This window comes from Pseudomonadota bacterium (assembly GCA_039193195.1).
In the GTDB taxonomy this organism is placed as follows: Bacteria; Pseudomonadota; Gammaproteobacteria; order Steroidobacterales; family JBCBZW01; genus JBCBZW01.
Genome location: JBCCWS010000006.1, coordinates 93027 through 108897 on the forward strand (window position 1 = coordinate 93027; position 15871 = coordinate 108897).

Sequence of the window (15871 nt, forward strand, 5' to 3'; positions counted from 1 at the left end):
GAGCCACGCGCTCGTTGTCGAGCAGCAGCACGTCCCCCCGTTGCCACGGGAACTCCACCCGCGCCCGCTCGTAGGCCTGATCCATCGCGGCGAGATCCGCCTCGCTGATCGGCGAGCCATCGCCATAGGTGACATTGCGCGGCAGGCGCTCGACGCCGTACTTGGCCAACAGCGCTTCCTTGACGCCGGCATCCAGGTAATGCGGATGATGCAGGGCGACCTGGTTGAACCACACCGGCCCACCGTGATCGGGATGGTCGGACACGGCGGGGCGAACGTCGGCGATGTGCAGCGTGCCGTCTGCATCCCACTGACACTCGGTGCCGGTGTGCGCGCAGGCCGCCTCGACCTCATCGCGCGATTCGGCGCGAAAAAAGTCCTGCCAGCGCACGTCCAAGCCGGCGGTGAAGGTCCGCGAGTAGCGCAAGCCTCGCGCCACGAAGCGCGCCCGAACCTCGGCTGGCAAGGCGTCGAGCACGACGCGACCGTCGGCAAGCGGCGTCTCGCCCCGCGTCTGTGAGGGCACGACGCAGCCGAACAGAATACGCGTGGGCCACGTGGTGAGGTGCGAGCTCTCGCTGTGGAAGCGAATCGCCCGGTCCGCTGGATAGGGCGTTGAGCCGTAGACCCGTCGGCTCACCTGAGACCGCGGCAGGTCGCCATACTCTCCGTACAGTTCCGTTAGCAAGGCGCGCCCCAGCGCTTCGAAGGCGGTCTCCTCGTGGAAGGGTCCGCCGCGCAAAAGCACGGCACCGTGCCGCGTGAGCGCGTCCTCCACGGCACTGCGCTCGGCGCGCACCCAGGCCACCAGATCAGCATCGTCGCCCTGCGCGTGCACGCACCAAGGAGCACTCGTCTGCGCCACGGCGCCCTCGCCGCGCGTGAGCCCCTCGATCGTCGCTCCAGGTACCACGGGCGAAGACGCCACCTGCGCCACCGGTCGTGCCGACGCGCGCTTGAGGCGAGCCTTGCGGCTCGCGGCCCGTCGCTGGGTCCGTTGCTGATCCACCATCTGTTCCTGTTCGGTGCGTAGATCGAGATCGTCGATCACGGTCTGGGGAGCGGCGGCGACCGTGCTGAGCAGCTGCTCAAAGCGCTGCCCCAAGCGCTCGATCCGTGCGCTGGAGAACTTGCCGGCGTCGTAGCGCCAGGTGCCGCTCAATCCCGCGTCTGAGCGACGGAAGAAAAAGGCGAGGTCGAACTTGGTCGTGGGTGCGGCCAGCTCCAGCACCTGCGCCTCCAGCTCGGCGAGCTGCAGCTGTACGGCGGGCAGGTTCTGCAGCACGAACAGCACCTGGATGAGCGGCGTGCGCCCGTCCTGACGGCGATCGCTCACGGCGCTGGCGAGCCGGGCAAAGGGAACGTCCTCGTGCGCGTAGGCCTCAAGGCAGACCTCGCACACCCGTCCGACCAGCTCGGCGAAGGTGGGGCGACCCGCCAGGTCCGTGCGCAACGGCAGCACGTTGACGAAGAATCCGATGAGCTTCTCCGCAGCCGTGTGCGTGCGGTGGGCCACGTCCGTGCCGACCACGATGTCGTCGCTGTCACCCTCGCGCCCGAGCAGCAGGGAAAAGGCGGCCAGACACACCATGAATAGGCTCGCCTGCTCCTGCGCCGCCAGCCTGTCGAGTGCGTCCGCCACGCGCGCGTCGACGGTGAACGAGCACTCCGCCGGCGTCGAGGCTTGCTCGACGTCCGGCGCCAGGACACGCGAAGGCATCCCCGCGAGCCGTTGGCGCCAGTACGTGAGTTCCTCCTCGACGGCGGCCTCGTCGAGCACCGTGCGCTCGTGGATCGCCCAATCGGCGTACTGCACCTCGAGGGGCGGCAGCACCTCGTCGAGCCCGGCGACCCGTCCCGCGTACAGCGCGGTGAGTTCGCGCGCGAGCACGCCGGCGGACCAGCCGTCGCTGGCGATGTGGTGCATGACGAGGATGACCACGTGGTCGCGCTCACCGAGGCGCAGCAGTTGCGTGCGCAGCAGCGGTCCCTCATCCAGGTCGAAGGGTTCACGGGCCACCTTACCTACCCACTCGCGCAGGCGCTGATCCCGTTCGCCCGCTTCGATGGTGGTCAAGTCCGCCGTTTGCACCGCCGCGGCCTGCTCGGCGAGCGAGGAGTCCGCGGGGTGAATGATCTGCACCGGCCGCCCCGCGACGGACGCGAACGTCGTGCGCAGCACCTCGTGGCGCGCCACCACGGCCCGCAGGCATGCGCCGAGGGCATCGCTATCGAGCGGACCGCTCAAGCGCAGGACCATCGGGATGGCGTAGGACGCATCCCCCGGGTTCATCTGATCGACGAACCAGAGCCGCTCCTGGGCGTAACTGAGCGGCACCTCGGCGGGACGGGGCAGCGCCCGCAGTGGCGCCCGCGCGACGCGCGACCCTCCCCCAGCGCTGGCGAGCCCACCCTCGCCCACGCGCACGGCGAGCGCTGCTGGCGTCGGCGCATCGAAGAGCTCGCGCAAGGGAATCTCGACCCCTAGGCGGTCCCGCATGCGCACGGCAACCCGCGTCGCCAACAGCGAGTGGCCACCGAGATCGAAGAAAGAATCCTCGACGCTCACACGTTCGAGCCCAAGCACCTCGGCGAAGATCTCGCACACGGTCGCCTCCGTCTCCGATCGCGGTGCCACGTAGGCCCGCGATGCGCCGCGCTGACCCCGCGCTAACGCGGTGAGCGCCCGGCGATCGATCTTGTTGTTCGGCGTCAGCGGCAGGGCCGGAATCGTCTCGATGTGCTGCGGCACCATGTAGGCGGGCAAGCGTTGCCGCAAGGTGCTGCGCACGTTCTCTACAATTCCTCGGGCCACGGCCACCGCGCGCTCCGCGCCACCGTGTTCGCCCGCACCGGTCGCGCTGGCGGGCTCCACGAAGAGCGTCAGCTGTTCCTCGTGCAGGATGGCGGCTCCCGCGGTGACGTGAGGTACGTCCGCGAGGGCTGCCTCCAACTCACCGATCTCGATGCGCAGGCCCCGAAGCTTCACTTGCCCATCGCGCCGCCCGCCAAACGCCAGGGTGCCGTCGCGCCGCAGGCGGCACACGTCGCCGGTAAGGTAGAGGCGTTCGCCCGGTGTGCGCGCGAACGGATCGGGCACGAAGCGGCGGGCGGTCTCGGCGGCGCGTGCTTCATACCCGCGCGCTACGCCCGGGCCGCCGATGGCCAATTCGCCCCACACGCCGGTAGGCACGGGTCGACCGCCGGCATCCAGCACGGCTACGTGCGTCGCGCCCAGCGGGGTGCCGAGACTGACGAGGCCCGTCGCGTCGCCTTCATCGTGGCGATGCGCCGCAGACCACACGGTGGTTTCCGTGGGCCCGTAGAGGTTCCAGACCGCCGCGCTTCGCGCCCGCACCCAGTCCGCCAGCTCGACGGGCAAGGCTTCACCGCCTATGAGGGCCGTCAGCTCCATCGCCCCCGGCCAAGCCGCGTCTCGCAGCAGGCGCCACGTCGCCGGCGTCGCCTGCATCGCATTCGGGGCGCTGCTCGCGAGACGCTTTGCCAGGGCGATGCCATCGGCCGCCTCGTCGGCGCTGACCACCTCTGAGCAACCGCCCACGAGGAGCGGTCCCCACCGCTCCAGCAGCGCGATGTCGAAGCCGAGGGTGGTCACGGCGAGCATACGAACGTCCGCGCTCCACTCCAAGCGCTGGGTCATCGCCTCGAGGAAGAAGCAGGCCGACCCGTGCGAGACGCAGACGCCTTTGGGCACACCCGTCGACCCGGAGGTATACAGAACGTACGCCAGACGCCCAGGTGTCGGCGCTTGGTCCGTCGCCGGCGATGCCTGCGTCCAAAGCGCCGGATCATCCAGGGCCAGCGTCTCCACGTTCTCCACCAGATCGCTCGCGCGTGCGCCGCTGGTGACAACGAGGCGAATGCGGCTGTTGGCCACCATGTAGGTCAGACGCTCGCGGGGGAAGTCCGGGTCCAGCGGGACGTAGGCGCCGCCCGTACGCCAGATCGCCAGCATGGCGACCCACTCCGCCGGCCCGCGTTCGGCTGCGATCCCGATACGCTCCTCAGGCCTCACGCCGCGGGCGCGCAGGATGCCCGCCAGCAGCGCCGCGCGCCGATCGAGCTCCGCGTAGGTGAGGAACTCACCGCCGATCCCCACCGCCGGCGACTGCGCGTGACGGGGCAGCACGTCGCGGAACCACGCATCGACGGTGCTCGGCCGTTGGGTAGGCGTGGATGCGGGCGCGCACACCGACACGGGCAGTCCCAGCGGTGCGCCCCGGACGCGTTGACTCGGATCCCGCGCGAGCGCCCTCAGCAGGTGGGTGAACCCAGCCTGCCACTCGACCACGGTCTGCTCATCGAACAGGTCCGTCGCGTACTCGAAGCTGCCGACGAGGCCACCGTCCGCGGCTTCCTCCAGCTGCACCGTCAGATCGAACTTCGCGGCGGCCGCCGGCGCATCGACCGGCTCGAAGGTAAGCCCCTCGACCGTCCTCGGCGACGGCGGCGTGTTGCGCAGGGTGAAGAGCACCTGGAAGACGGGATTCGCAGACAAATCTCGGGTGACTGGCAGCGCTTCCACCAATTCCTCGAAGGGCAGATCTTGATGGGCGTACGCGTCCAACGCCACCTGGCGTACCCGCTGCACGAGTGCGCGGAAGCTATCGACCCCATGCAGCGAGGTGCGCAGGACGATCGTGTTGCTGAAGAACCCGATCAGCTGTTCGAACTCGGCTCGCCGTCGGTTGGCGATCGGCGAGCCCACTACCACGTCCGTCTCGCCCGTCAGGCGATACAGGAGCACGTCGAAGGCGGCCAACAACACCATGAACAGGGTGGCGCCTTCCTCCTCCGCCAGCGCGGCCAACGCCGTGCCCGTGGCCGCATCCACGGCAAAGCGCAGCTGATGCCCGCGATGGGTCGGGCGGCGCAAGCGCGGTCGATCGGCGGGCAGTGGCAGCAACGACGGTGCGCCAGCCAGCGTATCGCGCCAGTACGCGAGCTGCTCCTCGAGCTGGGCACCCGCCAACCAATCCCGCTGCCAGGTGGCGTAGTCCGGGTACTGCACGGTCAGTGGCGCCAGCGGGTCGGGCAGGCCGCGGACGTTCGCCATGTAGGTCGTCGCCAGCTCCTTGAGCAGGATGGCGCGCGACCAGGCGTCGAACACCACGTGGTGGCAGACCGCTACCAGCACGTGGTCCTGCGCCGTCAGCTGCGCCAGCGCCACCCGCAGCAGCGGTCCGCGTTCGAGATCGAAGGGCGCGGCCGTGCGCATCGCGAGCGCTTGGCCGATGGTGCGCTCGCGATCCTCGGGCGCCACGTCGGCCAGGTCGATCGTCTCGACGCCGACCTCCGGCGCCACCTCCGCCGCCAGCACCCGCTGGCGCGGCTCGCCGTCCTCGCCGGTGACGAACACCGTTCGCAGGCTCTCGTGGCGCGCGACGATGGCGGCCACGCTCGTCGCCAGCGCCGTGGCGTCGAAGGGCCCTCGAATACGCACCGCCATGGGAATCGCGTAGGCGGCCCGCCCCTGCGGTTCGAGGCGGTCGAGCAGCCACATGCGCCGCTGCGAGAAGGACAGGGGAATAGGCGCCTCGCGATCGACGATCGCTAGCGGTGCGTCCGCCGTCGTGCTCGTGCGCGCCGAGGGCGCTCCCAGCACCCTCGATGCGAGACCGCGCACCGTGGGCGCCTCGAACAGAGCCGTCAAGGGCAGATCGACCTGGAACTCGGCGCGGATGCGACTCACGGCGCGGGTGGCCAGCAGGGAGTGACCGCCGATCTGGAAGAAGCTCGCGCCCGCGGAGACGTGCTCCTGATCGAGCACTTCGCCGAATATCGTCGCTAGCTTGGCTTCGGTCTCCCCCTCCGGTGCCACGTAGGGAATCTCCTCCGCCAACGGGGGCGGTGCGGGCAGCGCCGCCTTGTCCACCTTGCCGTTCGGCGTGAGCGGGAAGGACGTCAGCCCCAGCACCCGTTCCGGCACCAACCCCGCGGGCAAGCGTTCGGTCAGCCACGGCGCCAGCGCCGACGGGTCGACCTCACCGGTGACGTAGGCCACCAGCTGATCCTCGACCAGACAAACGGCCGCGGCGCTCACCTGCGGATGGGTCGCCAGACACTGCTCGACCTCCGCCGGCTCCACCCGCAGGCCGCGGATCTTGACCTGCTCATCCATGCGCCCCAGAAAATGCACCAGACCGTCAGCGTCCATGCGCACCCGGTCGCCCGTGCGGTAGCGTCGTTCGCCGGCGCGGCCGGAGAAGCGCTCTGCCGTCTGCGCGGCGGACTCCAGGTAGCCATGGGCGAGCTGTCGTCCGCCGATCCAGAGTTCCCCGGGAATGCCTCGCGGAACGAGCTGCCCGGCGACGTCGCGCACCTCGACGCGGTTGCCAGGCAAGGGCCCGCCGAGCGGCGGCGCCTGATCGATGGGGATCGCTTCGATCTCGTGCGTCAGCACGCCCACGGTCGCTTCCGTCGGCCCGTAGTGGTTGACGAGGCGCAGGGAGGGCGCTAGCTCGCGCACGCGGCGCACCAGCGCCGCCGGCAGGCGCTCGCCGCCGCACACGAGGATCTCTCGCGGCAGCACGTCGGCCGGGTCCTTGCCGCAGAGCAGCGCGGCGAGATGAGAGGGCACGATCTTCATCACATCGACCGGTGCGGTGCGCAAGCGCTCGGCCAGGCGATCAGGATCCATGATCCGCTCGCTGCCGATCACGTGCAGCGTGCCGCCCGTGGCAAGGCTCGGGAAGATGGCCGTGTGGCCGAGGTCTGAGGCGAAGCTGGAGACGGTCGCATAGGCCTTGTCAGACTCAAGTCTTAAGCGGTCCTCGATCGCACCGACGTAACTCGCCAAGGCGCCGTGATCGATACCTACCAGTTTTGGCAGCCCGCTGGATCCCGACGTGAAAATGCCGTAGGCGAGCTGCTCGCGGGTGACTGGGGCGGACGTGGCATCGGCGGTCGCCGAGGTAAGCGTCCCGGTTGTGAGCGCCTCGGTGTCAAGCTCGACCCGCCTCACGCCGTCATCGAAGGTGGTGTCATCGAACGCCGTGCCCTTGGCTACGAGCAGCGCGGCGAGACGTCCTTCGCGCACTCGCGTCGCCAGGGCGAGCTGGGGGAGTTCCGGCTCCAGCGGCACGGCAGTGCCGCCCACGCGCCAGACGCCGAGCGTCGCCGCCACCACCAGTGCCGATCGCGGCAAACAGATGCCGATGCGCGCCTCGCTGCCAAGCCCCTCGTCCCGCAAGGTCGTCGCCACGTGCGATGCCATGCGATCAAGGTCGGCACGCGACCGCATCGCGAATTCGTCCACGACGCATGGTGCATCGGGATTGTCGGTCAGGGTTGCCGCAAAGCGGTCCGGAATCAGTGCCGTGTTCGTAGGCGACGGCGCGGACGCCAGGGACACGTGCGAAGGTGAAGCGTCGGCGACCGGCACGAGGCGCAAGGCGTCGAGCGTCGATTCCTCTACCAAGGCACTGGTGAGCAGCACCTCGAACTGAGCCGCGATCGCTTCCAGCGCCTGCATGTCGTACGTCCCGGCGCATGCCACCCACGTCAGCCGCGCACTCCCCTCGCCCAGCGTCGCCTCCAGCAACACAGGCGCGGGTAACGGCCCACGGTCCCACTCGACGATGCGAAACGCGACGCCATTCGACGCGGCTTTGGCAGCGACCGAACCGCTCGCGCTAAAGGCGGCGTCGAAGGGACCTAGCGTGGCGCCCTCCTCGCCCGCGCTGCCATCGAATGCGTCGAGCCACCGTTTGTGCTCTGCTTCGAGCTCCGCCCAGCGTTTCGCATAGGTCGAGAAACCGGTTGCGCCGGGGGGCTCTGGCCCTTCCGCCGCCAGGGGTACCCAGCGATCGAGCGGACCCAACACATCGGCTAACTCAGGCGCTTCCCGGCCATCGAATTGCACGGCCAGCGACACCGCTGTGCCTGCGCGCCGGTACAGGAGAGCACTGAACGCCGCGCCGAGTAGCGTCGCGACGGAAACCGCGTGGGCGCTCGACCAGCGCGCCAGCGACTCGACCAGTGGGGGCGCCAGGGTGCGCCTGACCGTAAGCGCACGCGCCGCGCTGGCGTCTGCGCCGCGCACACCGAAGGTGCGCTCGGGCCCCTGTCGCGACGGCGTCGTTCGCGCTTGCCAGAAGCGCCGCGCATCCTGCGCGGCGTCGGACTCGAGCAAATCTTCCTGCCAGTCCGCGACGTCGAGAAACTGCAGAACGTCCCCGGCGCTCGAGCCCCGCTCACCCGCGTAGGCGCGAGCGATCTCTGCGACGAGACTCGCGAGCGTGGCGCGGTCACTCAGCAACCAAGGCAGCTCGATGATCAGCTCCGCCCGGCCGTCGCCGTGCGCAGCAACGCACAAACGCAACCGCGGCCCGCACTCACCAGTGCTCGTACCCTCGGCGTTCGCTGACGCCGCGGCCCCCTCAGCGAGCTCCGATGCTCGGGACGGCTGCTCCTCGTGCCGGGTGATCTCTAGGACAGCCGGCGCATCGTGCGTACCCTGCACCGGCCCCGTGAGTTCCGGCCGACGCACGATCGCCATCGCCAGCAGTTCGTAGCGAGCCGCCACCGCATCGATCGCTCCCGCCAGACGGTGCACGTCCAGCGCGCCGTCGAGGCGAACCCGCACGCCCATCACCGCCTCGGCCGCGTGCGCGGGACACCACGCCAAGCGACTGCGCTGCACTGGCGACAGCGGCGAGAAGTCCGTCTTAGTGCCCGCCTCTAGCTGATCCATCGCCTCGCTCATGGCTGCGCCCGCTGCCAGGTCATGGAGTCTCCAGCGCCCGCCATGCAGACCACCACCCGGCGCTCGCCCTCGTAGGCCTCGCGCCCGTGGCAGACCAGTAGGTTGTCGATCAGCAGCAGATCCCCCGCCTCCCAGTCGAAGCGCGTCGTTTCCTGCGCGAACGCCTCGCGCACAGCGCTCAGGTACGCGTCGGGAATCTCCCGCCCATCGCCGAACAAGGCCTGGCGCGGCAGGCCTGCGGCACCACACAGTTCCGTTAACGCCTGACGATCGTCCGCGGCGAGGGCGGACACGTGGAAAAGGTGGGCCTGGTTGAACCACACGGCCTCTTCGGTCACCGGGTGGGCGACGATGGCGGGGCATAGCTGGCGTGTGCGCAGGCGGGCGCCGTCATCGAGCCAGGTCGGCTCCATGTGATGCGCCTTGCAGTAGCGCACCACCTCCTGGCAATCATCGGTCTGGAAGACCTCTTGCCAAGGCAGATCAAGACCGTCGCCGTAATGGCGCACGTACATGACCCCCGCCTCCTCGAAGGCGCGACGCACCTCGTCTGGGATGCGCGCCAGCACCCGTCGGTTATCGGCGAGCGGTGTCGCCCCCGCCACGCGCGCCGGCTGCAGGCAGGCGAAGGTCAGTAACCGCGGGAACACGCGCGTGTACGCCTGCTCGCTGTGTTGGGGGATCACCTGGTCGGGTGGATAGTCGGTGGAGCTGTAGACACGCCCGGAGACCTCGCGACGCGGCGTCGAGCGATAGTCGTAGGTGAGCGTCTCTTCACCCGCCAAGGTTTGTGTCATCGCTTCGATGGTCGCGGTGTCCGTCACGGCGAAACCGCGCAGCAGCAGAGCACCCTCGCGGTGCAGCCGTGCGAGAACCTCTTGCCGCCGACTCGACAACCACGCCAGCAGCTGCACATCGGGCCGACTGGCGCGAAACAGCCCGGGCAACGCGGCGCCGTTGGCCATGGGTTCTGCGCGCACGAGCGCGTCCGCCGCAACGGACACCGTGCGGCGTCGGCGACCGGCTGACGGCTTGGGCATGCTGGGGCGCGCATCGCTCATAGCTTGCGATTCCCTTGGGCTGTGCGTGACCGCCGGCCCCGCAACCCCGCCAAGCCCGCGCGACGTTGATCGGCCAGGGCGAGGGCTGCTTGCCCGGCGCTCGCCGCCAGCCACTCGCTTAGCTTGCGCTCTGGTGTTGTCGTCATCGCCTGCAAGGCATCCGCCAGTCCGCGCGCCAGGCGGGCCACGGTGGCCTCCTCGACGCGAGCGGTGCGGTACTCGAAGCCACCGCGAATGCTCCCGTCGCCCATCTCCAGCAATTCGAGCTTCAGGTCGTAGCGAGCGGGCAGCATGCCGTTGGCGGTCTCGGCGATTTCCTCCGCGGGAACGGGCGTGATCGTCAGACCCGGGAGCTCGAGCACGGGGCGCGGCGCGTTCTGCAGCACGAACCAAAGCTGCCCGAGCGACGCCGGCACCTGGCCGCCCTGCGCCGCGTTCTCGGCAATGCGCGCGAAGGGCAAGCGCTGATGTGCCAGCGCGCCGAGGGTGACCTCGCGCGCTTGGTCCAGCGCTTGCGCGAGGGTCGCGTCCTCGTCGAGGGTGATCCGCAACGGCAGCGTGTTGACGAAGAACCCGATCATGTTCTCGAGTCGTGGATCATCGCGGCCCGCGGCGGGACAGCCAATCACGAGCTCGCGCCCCCCACCCGCGATCCGCAAGGCGATGGCGTAGGCCGCCAACAGCACCATGAAGAGCGTGGCGTCATGCGCCTGCGCCAGCGCATTGACCGCAGTGGCCTGCTCGGCGCTGAGCGCGATTGGCACCCGGGCCGCGAGGCGATGGTCCGTTCCCGATGCCGGTCGAGCGCCCGGCAGCGCTAACTGCGACGGCACCGCGGCGAGCGTGCGCGACCAATACTGCTCGTCCTGCGCGAGCGCCGCCGATGCCACGCGCTTCGCCTCGTGCAGCGCCCAATCACCGTACTGCAGGGGCATGGGCACCAGCGGGTTGGGCAGCCGCGCCCGTCGAGCCTGGTAGAGCGCCGCCAGCTCCTTGGCTAGGATCGCGATCGACCAGCCGTCGCTGATGATGTGATGCATCACCAGCACCACCACGTGCGCGCGCTCGCTCACCCGCAGCAACACGGTGCGCAGGAGCGGGCCGTCCGCGAGGGCCAAGGGCTGACCTGCCGCCGCCATCGCCGTCTTCGCAACGTCCGCCTGGCGGGCGTCGCCCGCCGTCGACGAGAGATCCACTTCCTCGATGTGCCCCGCCTGGCTCGCCAGCGCGCTGTCCGCGGCGTGCACATGCTGGTAAGGCCGGCCGTCGATCGACGGGAACGTGGTGCGCAGGATCTCGTGGCGCCGAATCGTATCGTTGAGTGCCTGCGTCAGGGCGTCTCGATCCAGCTCGCCCTCGAGGCGAAGCAGAAGCGGAATCGCGTAGGCCACATCGTTGCGATCCAGCTGCGCTAGGAACCACAGCCGCGCCTGCGCGGCCGTGAGCGGCAACGCCGTGTCCGCCAGCGCCGGATCCCGCCGCGTCAGCGTGTGCTCGGCCTCGCGGGCCGCTGCCGCTTCCACGCGAGCGGCGAGTTGCGCCACCGTGGGTGCCTCGAACAGCGCGCGCAAGGGCACCTCTCGACCGGCCCGTTGGCGCAGGCGCGACACCACCCGCGTCGCCAGCAGCGAGTGCCCGCCAAGGGCGAAAAAGTCATCGTCGGCGCCCACCCGCGCCTCGGCCAGGTCGAGGACCTCGGCGAAGATCGCAGCCACCGTCCGCTCGGCCTCCGTGCGCGGCGCCACCGCGGGCGACCTACGCGCGCGCAGCGCCCGGGCCTGCTCCGCGAGGGTGCGCCGATCGAGCTTGCCGTTCGGCGTGAGCGGCAGCCGCTCACGCGCCTCGATCTGCCGCGGCAGCATGTAGGCCGGCAGCGTCTCGGCGAGTTGCAAGGCCAGCGATGCTGGCACCACCGTCGCCGGGGTGACGAAGGCGACCAGCGTCTCGCCCTCCAGCACCACCGCAGCGGCGGCCACCTCCGGCAGAGCGCTCAAGCGCGCCTCCACCTCGCCCAGTTCCACCCGGAAGCCGCGCACCTTCACCTGACCGTCGCGACGACCGCCGAACTCGAGCGTGCCGTCGGCGCGCAGGCGGCAGACATCACCCGTGAGGTAGCGCCGGGCCCCGGGAGCACCGTGCGGATCGGGCACGAAGCGCGCGGCCGTCTCGCCCGCACGCCCCTCGTACCCTTGGGCGACGCCATCGCCGCCGATGGCCAGCTCACCCCAGACCCCGACGGGCACGGGCTGAGCCCGCTCATCGAGGACCGCCAGGCGAGTGGCACCGAGCGCCTTACCCAACGGTACGGTTGGGTTCCGCGCGTCACTCTCGAGCGCCGGATGATACTCATGAGCAGTCGACCAGACGGTGGTCTCGGTCGGTCCGTACAGGTTCCAGCCAGCCCCGACTCGCACGCTTAGCCAGTCGGCCAGGTCGCGGGGCAGCAAGTCGCCACCCGACAGGGCCGTTAGCTGCCGAGCGCACTCGCTGGCCTTCCCCGGCGCGGGCCACGCCGCCGCCAGCAGGAGGCGCCAGGTCGCCGGCGTGCCCTGCATGGCGTTGGCCTCGCTCATCGTCAGCTGCTCGGCGAGCGCCTCGCCGTCCGCTGCCTCGGCCGCACTCACCACTTGGGTCGTGCCGCCGGCGAGCAGCGGGCCCCAGCGCTCCAGCAAGGCGATGTCGAAGCCGAGGGTGGTCACGGCCAGGAACTTCACGCTCGCGTCCCAACGCAGGCGGGCGAGCATCGCATCGAGGAAAAACAGCGCCGCGCGGTGGGAGACGGCCACGCCCTTCGGCCGTCCCGTGGAGCCGGAGGTGTACAGCACGTACGCCGTCTGCTCGCCTAGCGGCGGGCCCGATGGCCCTTTGGGGATCGGGCGGGCGACGGTGACTTCGGGGACCGGGGCCGCGACGAGCGCGTCGAGGTCGATCGTCGTCACGGACGCGGGCCAGTCGAGCACCTTGCCGTCTCCCGCCGTCAGAACGACGTGGAGCTGGCTAGATTCGGCTATCCAGGCGAGACGATCGCGCGGGAACCCAGGATCCAGGGGCACGTAGGCCGCGCCTGCTTTCCAGACGGCGAGCATGCCGAGCCAATCGGCCAAGCCCCGCGATGTGGCGAGCCCTACCCGCGCCTCCGCACCGACCCCAGCGGCACCCAGCTGTGCCGCCAGCTGCGCCGCGCGGGCATCGAGTTCGCCGTAGGTCCACCCCTGCCCAGCGAAACTGATCGCCGGATGCGACGGCTGGGCCCTAGCGCGCTGGGTGAAGCGATCGCTCACGGTCTGCGCACCCTCCGCAGCCGGCGCCACCGGCGCCTCACCGTGCTGCAAGGCCAAGGGCAAGCCGAGAGGTAGCTCGCTCACGCGCAGGTCAGGTCGGGGCGCCGCGGCGTCGAGCAGCGTACGGTACGCCTCGCACCACGCCTGCACGGTCGAGCGGTCGAACAGATCGGTCGTGAACTCCACGTGGCAGCTCAGTCCCTCGTCCCCCTCGTGCCACGAGAAGGTGAGATCGAAGCGGGCGCGACGGTTGCCACTCGCGCGCGGCGCGATCCTCAGGCCAAGCGCCTCGAGGGGCTCGCCTCGCGGCGGCACGTTCTGCAGCAGCATCATCACTTGAAACAGCGGATGCTGGGCGGCGTCGCGTGGCACGGGCAGCGCTTCGATCAGTTGTTCGAAGGGCACGTCAGGATGCGCGAAGGCCCCCACGGCCGTCGCCCGCGCCCGCGCCAGTAGCTCCCGGAAGGTGGGATCGCCGGCCGTGTCCATGCGCAGCACGAGCGTGTTGACGAACAAGCCGATGAGGGCTTCCGTCTCCGGCCGCCCACGTCCGGACACGGCCGTGCCGATGCACGCCTCGCGCTGCCCCGCGAGGCGCGTGAGCAACACGGCAAGCCCCGTGCACAGAACCATGAAGAGCGTCGTGCCCTCCTCCGCCTCACTTGCCAAACGGCGCAGCCCTGCGGTGCTGGCAGGCGCCAGCGCAAAGCGGATCGAATCCCCTGCGTACGTCGGCGTCGCAGGCCTCGGCCGGTCCACCGGGAGCTGCAACGCCGCCGGTGCTCCGTCGAGTTGGCGCAGCCACCAATCGCGCTGCTGCGCCAGCGTGTTAGCAAACGATTCGCTTCGCTGCCAGCGGGCGAAGTCGCCGTACTGAATCGGCAGGTCGCCGAGCGGGGTGCGCTGCCCGGCGATGGCGGCGCGATAGCCGCTGACGAGCTCTGCCAGAAAGCACTGCGATGACCAGGCGTCGGACACGATGTGGTGGAAGGTGGCCGCGAGGCTCCAGCGATCGTCGCTCACGCGGATCAGCACCACCCGCCACGGCGGTCCGACGCTGAGATCGAAGGGGTCTTCCGCCGCGTGGATCAGCAGCGAGCGCAGGCGCGCCTCACGCGTGGCGTCGTCCTCGAGGGTGCGCAGATCATGCACCGCCAAGGGCACGTCCCCGGCCGGGGCCTCGCCCGCGGGCACGACGAGCTGCACGGCCTCTTCGCGGTCCGCCTTGTCACCGAGCGAAGGCAACCTAGCATCGACACCCTCCTCGCCACCGCCATCGATGAAGCGCGTCCGAAGGCTTTCATGGCGTGCGACCATGCTCGCCAAGGCGCTGCGCAAGGCGTTCGCCTGAATCGGCCCCACGCCGTCGATGGCCGTAGGGTTGTTGTAGAGCGCACTGCCGGGCGCCAGCTGCTCGAGGAACCACAGGCGACGTTGGGCGAAGGTGAGTGGCGCCACGACCTCACCGCTCCGGGCGATGGTCGGTGCCGCCTGCTCACGCCGCTGCTCGGCGAGTCGCTTTAAGAGCAGCCGCCGCTTCTCCGGGGACAGTTGGGCGAGGCGATCCTGCAGACTGCTCACGAGCGATCCTCCTCCAGCAGCCGCGCGGCTTCCTCGTCGCTGAGTCCTTCGAGCTCGGATAGCAAGGCGTCCAGATCCTCGCCCGCCGTGGTGCGCTCGAGTTCCGCCGAGATGACCCGCGCCGCACTCGCCACCGTGGGCGCCTCAAAGAAGCGCTCCACCGGGACGTCGAGCGCGAAGCGTGAGGTGATCTTCGACAGCAGCATGGTGGCGAGCAGTGAGTCCCCGCCAAGATCGAAGAACGGATCCTCCACACCCACCTGCTCAAGGCCCAGCACATCTGCCCAGATCTCCGCCACGGCCGCTTCGATCTCGTTTCGCGGCGCCACGTAGGCGGTAGCGATCTGCGGCCGCGGCGAGCGGGACGCCGGCCCGCCTTGCGCGGGCTGCGCGTCGCCGGCGCGTAGCCGATGCGACACTTCTCGGCGCCGCTGCACCAGATCGCGCGTCGACACGAAGGTGTGCCTGAGGTCGGGCACCGCCAGGATTCGCTCGAGGAGTCCCATGGCGTCGGCCACGGGCAGGGCTTGAATCGCGAGCCCCGCGGGACCCGATCGGCCCTCGTCCCACACGTCCCAGCTCACGCTGCGCCAGGGGTCGCCCTTGGCGGTGGCGAAGGCATCGAGAAAGGCGTTCGCCGCGGTGTAGCTCAAAGTGCCCAGACCGCCTAGGAGCGAGGCCAGGGACGACCACAGCACGACCGCCTGAGGCTGATGGGCGCGCAGCGCCGTCGCCAGCGCGCGAGTGCCCTCCACCTTCGCCCCTAATGGCGCGATGAGGTCTTCCGTCGTCGTGGTCTGCAGCGGAGTGCGCGAGGCCACGTTCGCCAGGTGCAGCACCAGTCCGAGCGCACCGTGGCGCGCGCTGATGTCGTCAAACAGTGCGGTGAGCGCCTCCGCGTCGGTGATGTCCACCCGGTGGTGCTCGAACACCTCGGCCTGGGCGGCCAGCGCAGTGAGTTCCTCGTCTGGGGCGTCGCCTGCCCGACGGCTCGCCACCACGACACGAACCCCGCGCTCCTCGACCAGCCAGCGTGCGATCGCCCGCCCAATCCGGCCGAGCCCGCCGATCAACACCACTAGCGTACCCTGCGCCAAGGACGGCGCCGCGGGCAGATCGAGGGCCTGGAGGCACTCACCCCAGCGGTGACGGCCGCGCAGGGCCACGATGCCCTCTGGCCGATCTACTGTCGCAAGTTCGCGATACAAGCGCCGTACCAC

Annotated in this window: 4 protein-coding genes (2 of these 4 only partly in view); all 4 read right to left on the reverse strand. The window is 70.1% G+C overall.

Annotation, left to right across the window (positions count from 1 at the left end; genetic code table 11):
• Tightly spaced (each overlapping or abutting the next), the 4 genes in view from AAGA68_08095 to AAGA68_08110 form a layout consistent with a single transcriptional unit that may run on beyond the window.
• Positions 1 to 8728, reverse strand: partial view of an amino acid adenylation domain-containing protein gene (locus AAGA68_08095; protein MEM9385010.1) — the 5' portion only. 101 nt of this gene lie to the left of the window's left edge; the window shows 8728 of its 8829 coding nt (coding positions 1-8728); it begins with the start codon at positions 8726 to 8728; its stop codon lies off the left edge, out of view.
• On the reverse strand, positions 8725 to 9789 hold the full coding sequence (locus AAGA68_08100; GenBank protein MEM9385011.1) for a TauD/TfdA family dioxygenase: 1065 nt from the start codon (positions 9787 to 9789) through the stop codon (positions 8725 to 8727). Before AAGA68_08100 ends, AAGA68_08095 begins: the two co-directional genes overlap by 4 nt.
• Positions 9786 to 14651 carry an amino acid adenylation domain-containing protein gene (locus AAGA68_08105; GenBank protein ID MEM9385012.1) on the reverse strand — a complete coding sequence of 1622 codons (4866 nt, stop codon included), beginning with the start codon at positions 14649 to 14651 and terminating at the stop codon, positions 9786 to 9788. Before AAGA68_08105 ends, AAGA68_08100 begins: the two co-directional genes overlap by 4 nt.
• A protein-coding gene (locus tag AAGA68_08110) for an SDR family NAD(P)-dependent oxidoreductase (GenBank protein MEM9385013.1) crosses the window boundary here: on the reverse strand, positions 14648 to 15871 show its 3' portion. 3312 nt of this gene lie beyond the right edge of the window; 1224 of the gene's 4536 nt are visible here — the last part of the coding sequence; its start codon lies off the right edge, out of view; it ends in the stop codon at positions 14648 to 14650. Before AAGA68_08110 ends, AAGA68_08105 begins: the two co-directional genes overlap by 4 nt.

Excerpts from the sequence above, each read along its gene's own strand:
- AAGA68_08100 (MEM9385011.1), bottom strand. The coding sequence starts at position 9,789 with ATGAGCGATGCGCGCCCCAGCATGCCCAAGCCGTCAGCCGGTCGCCGA.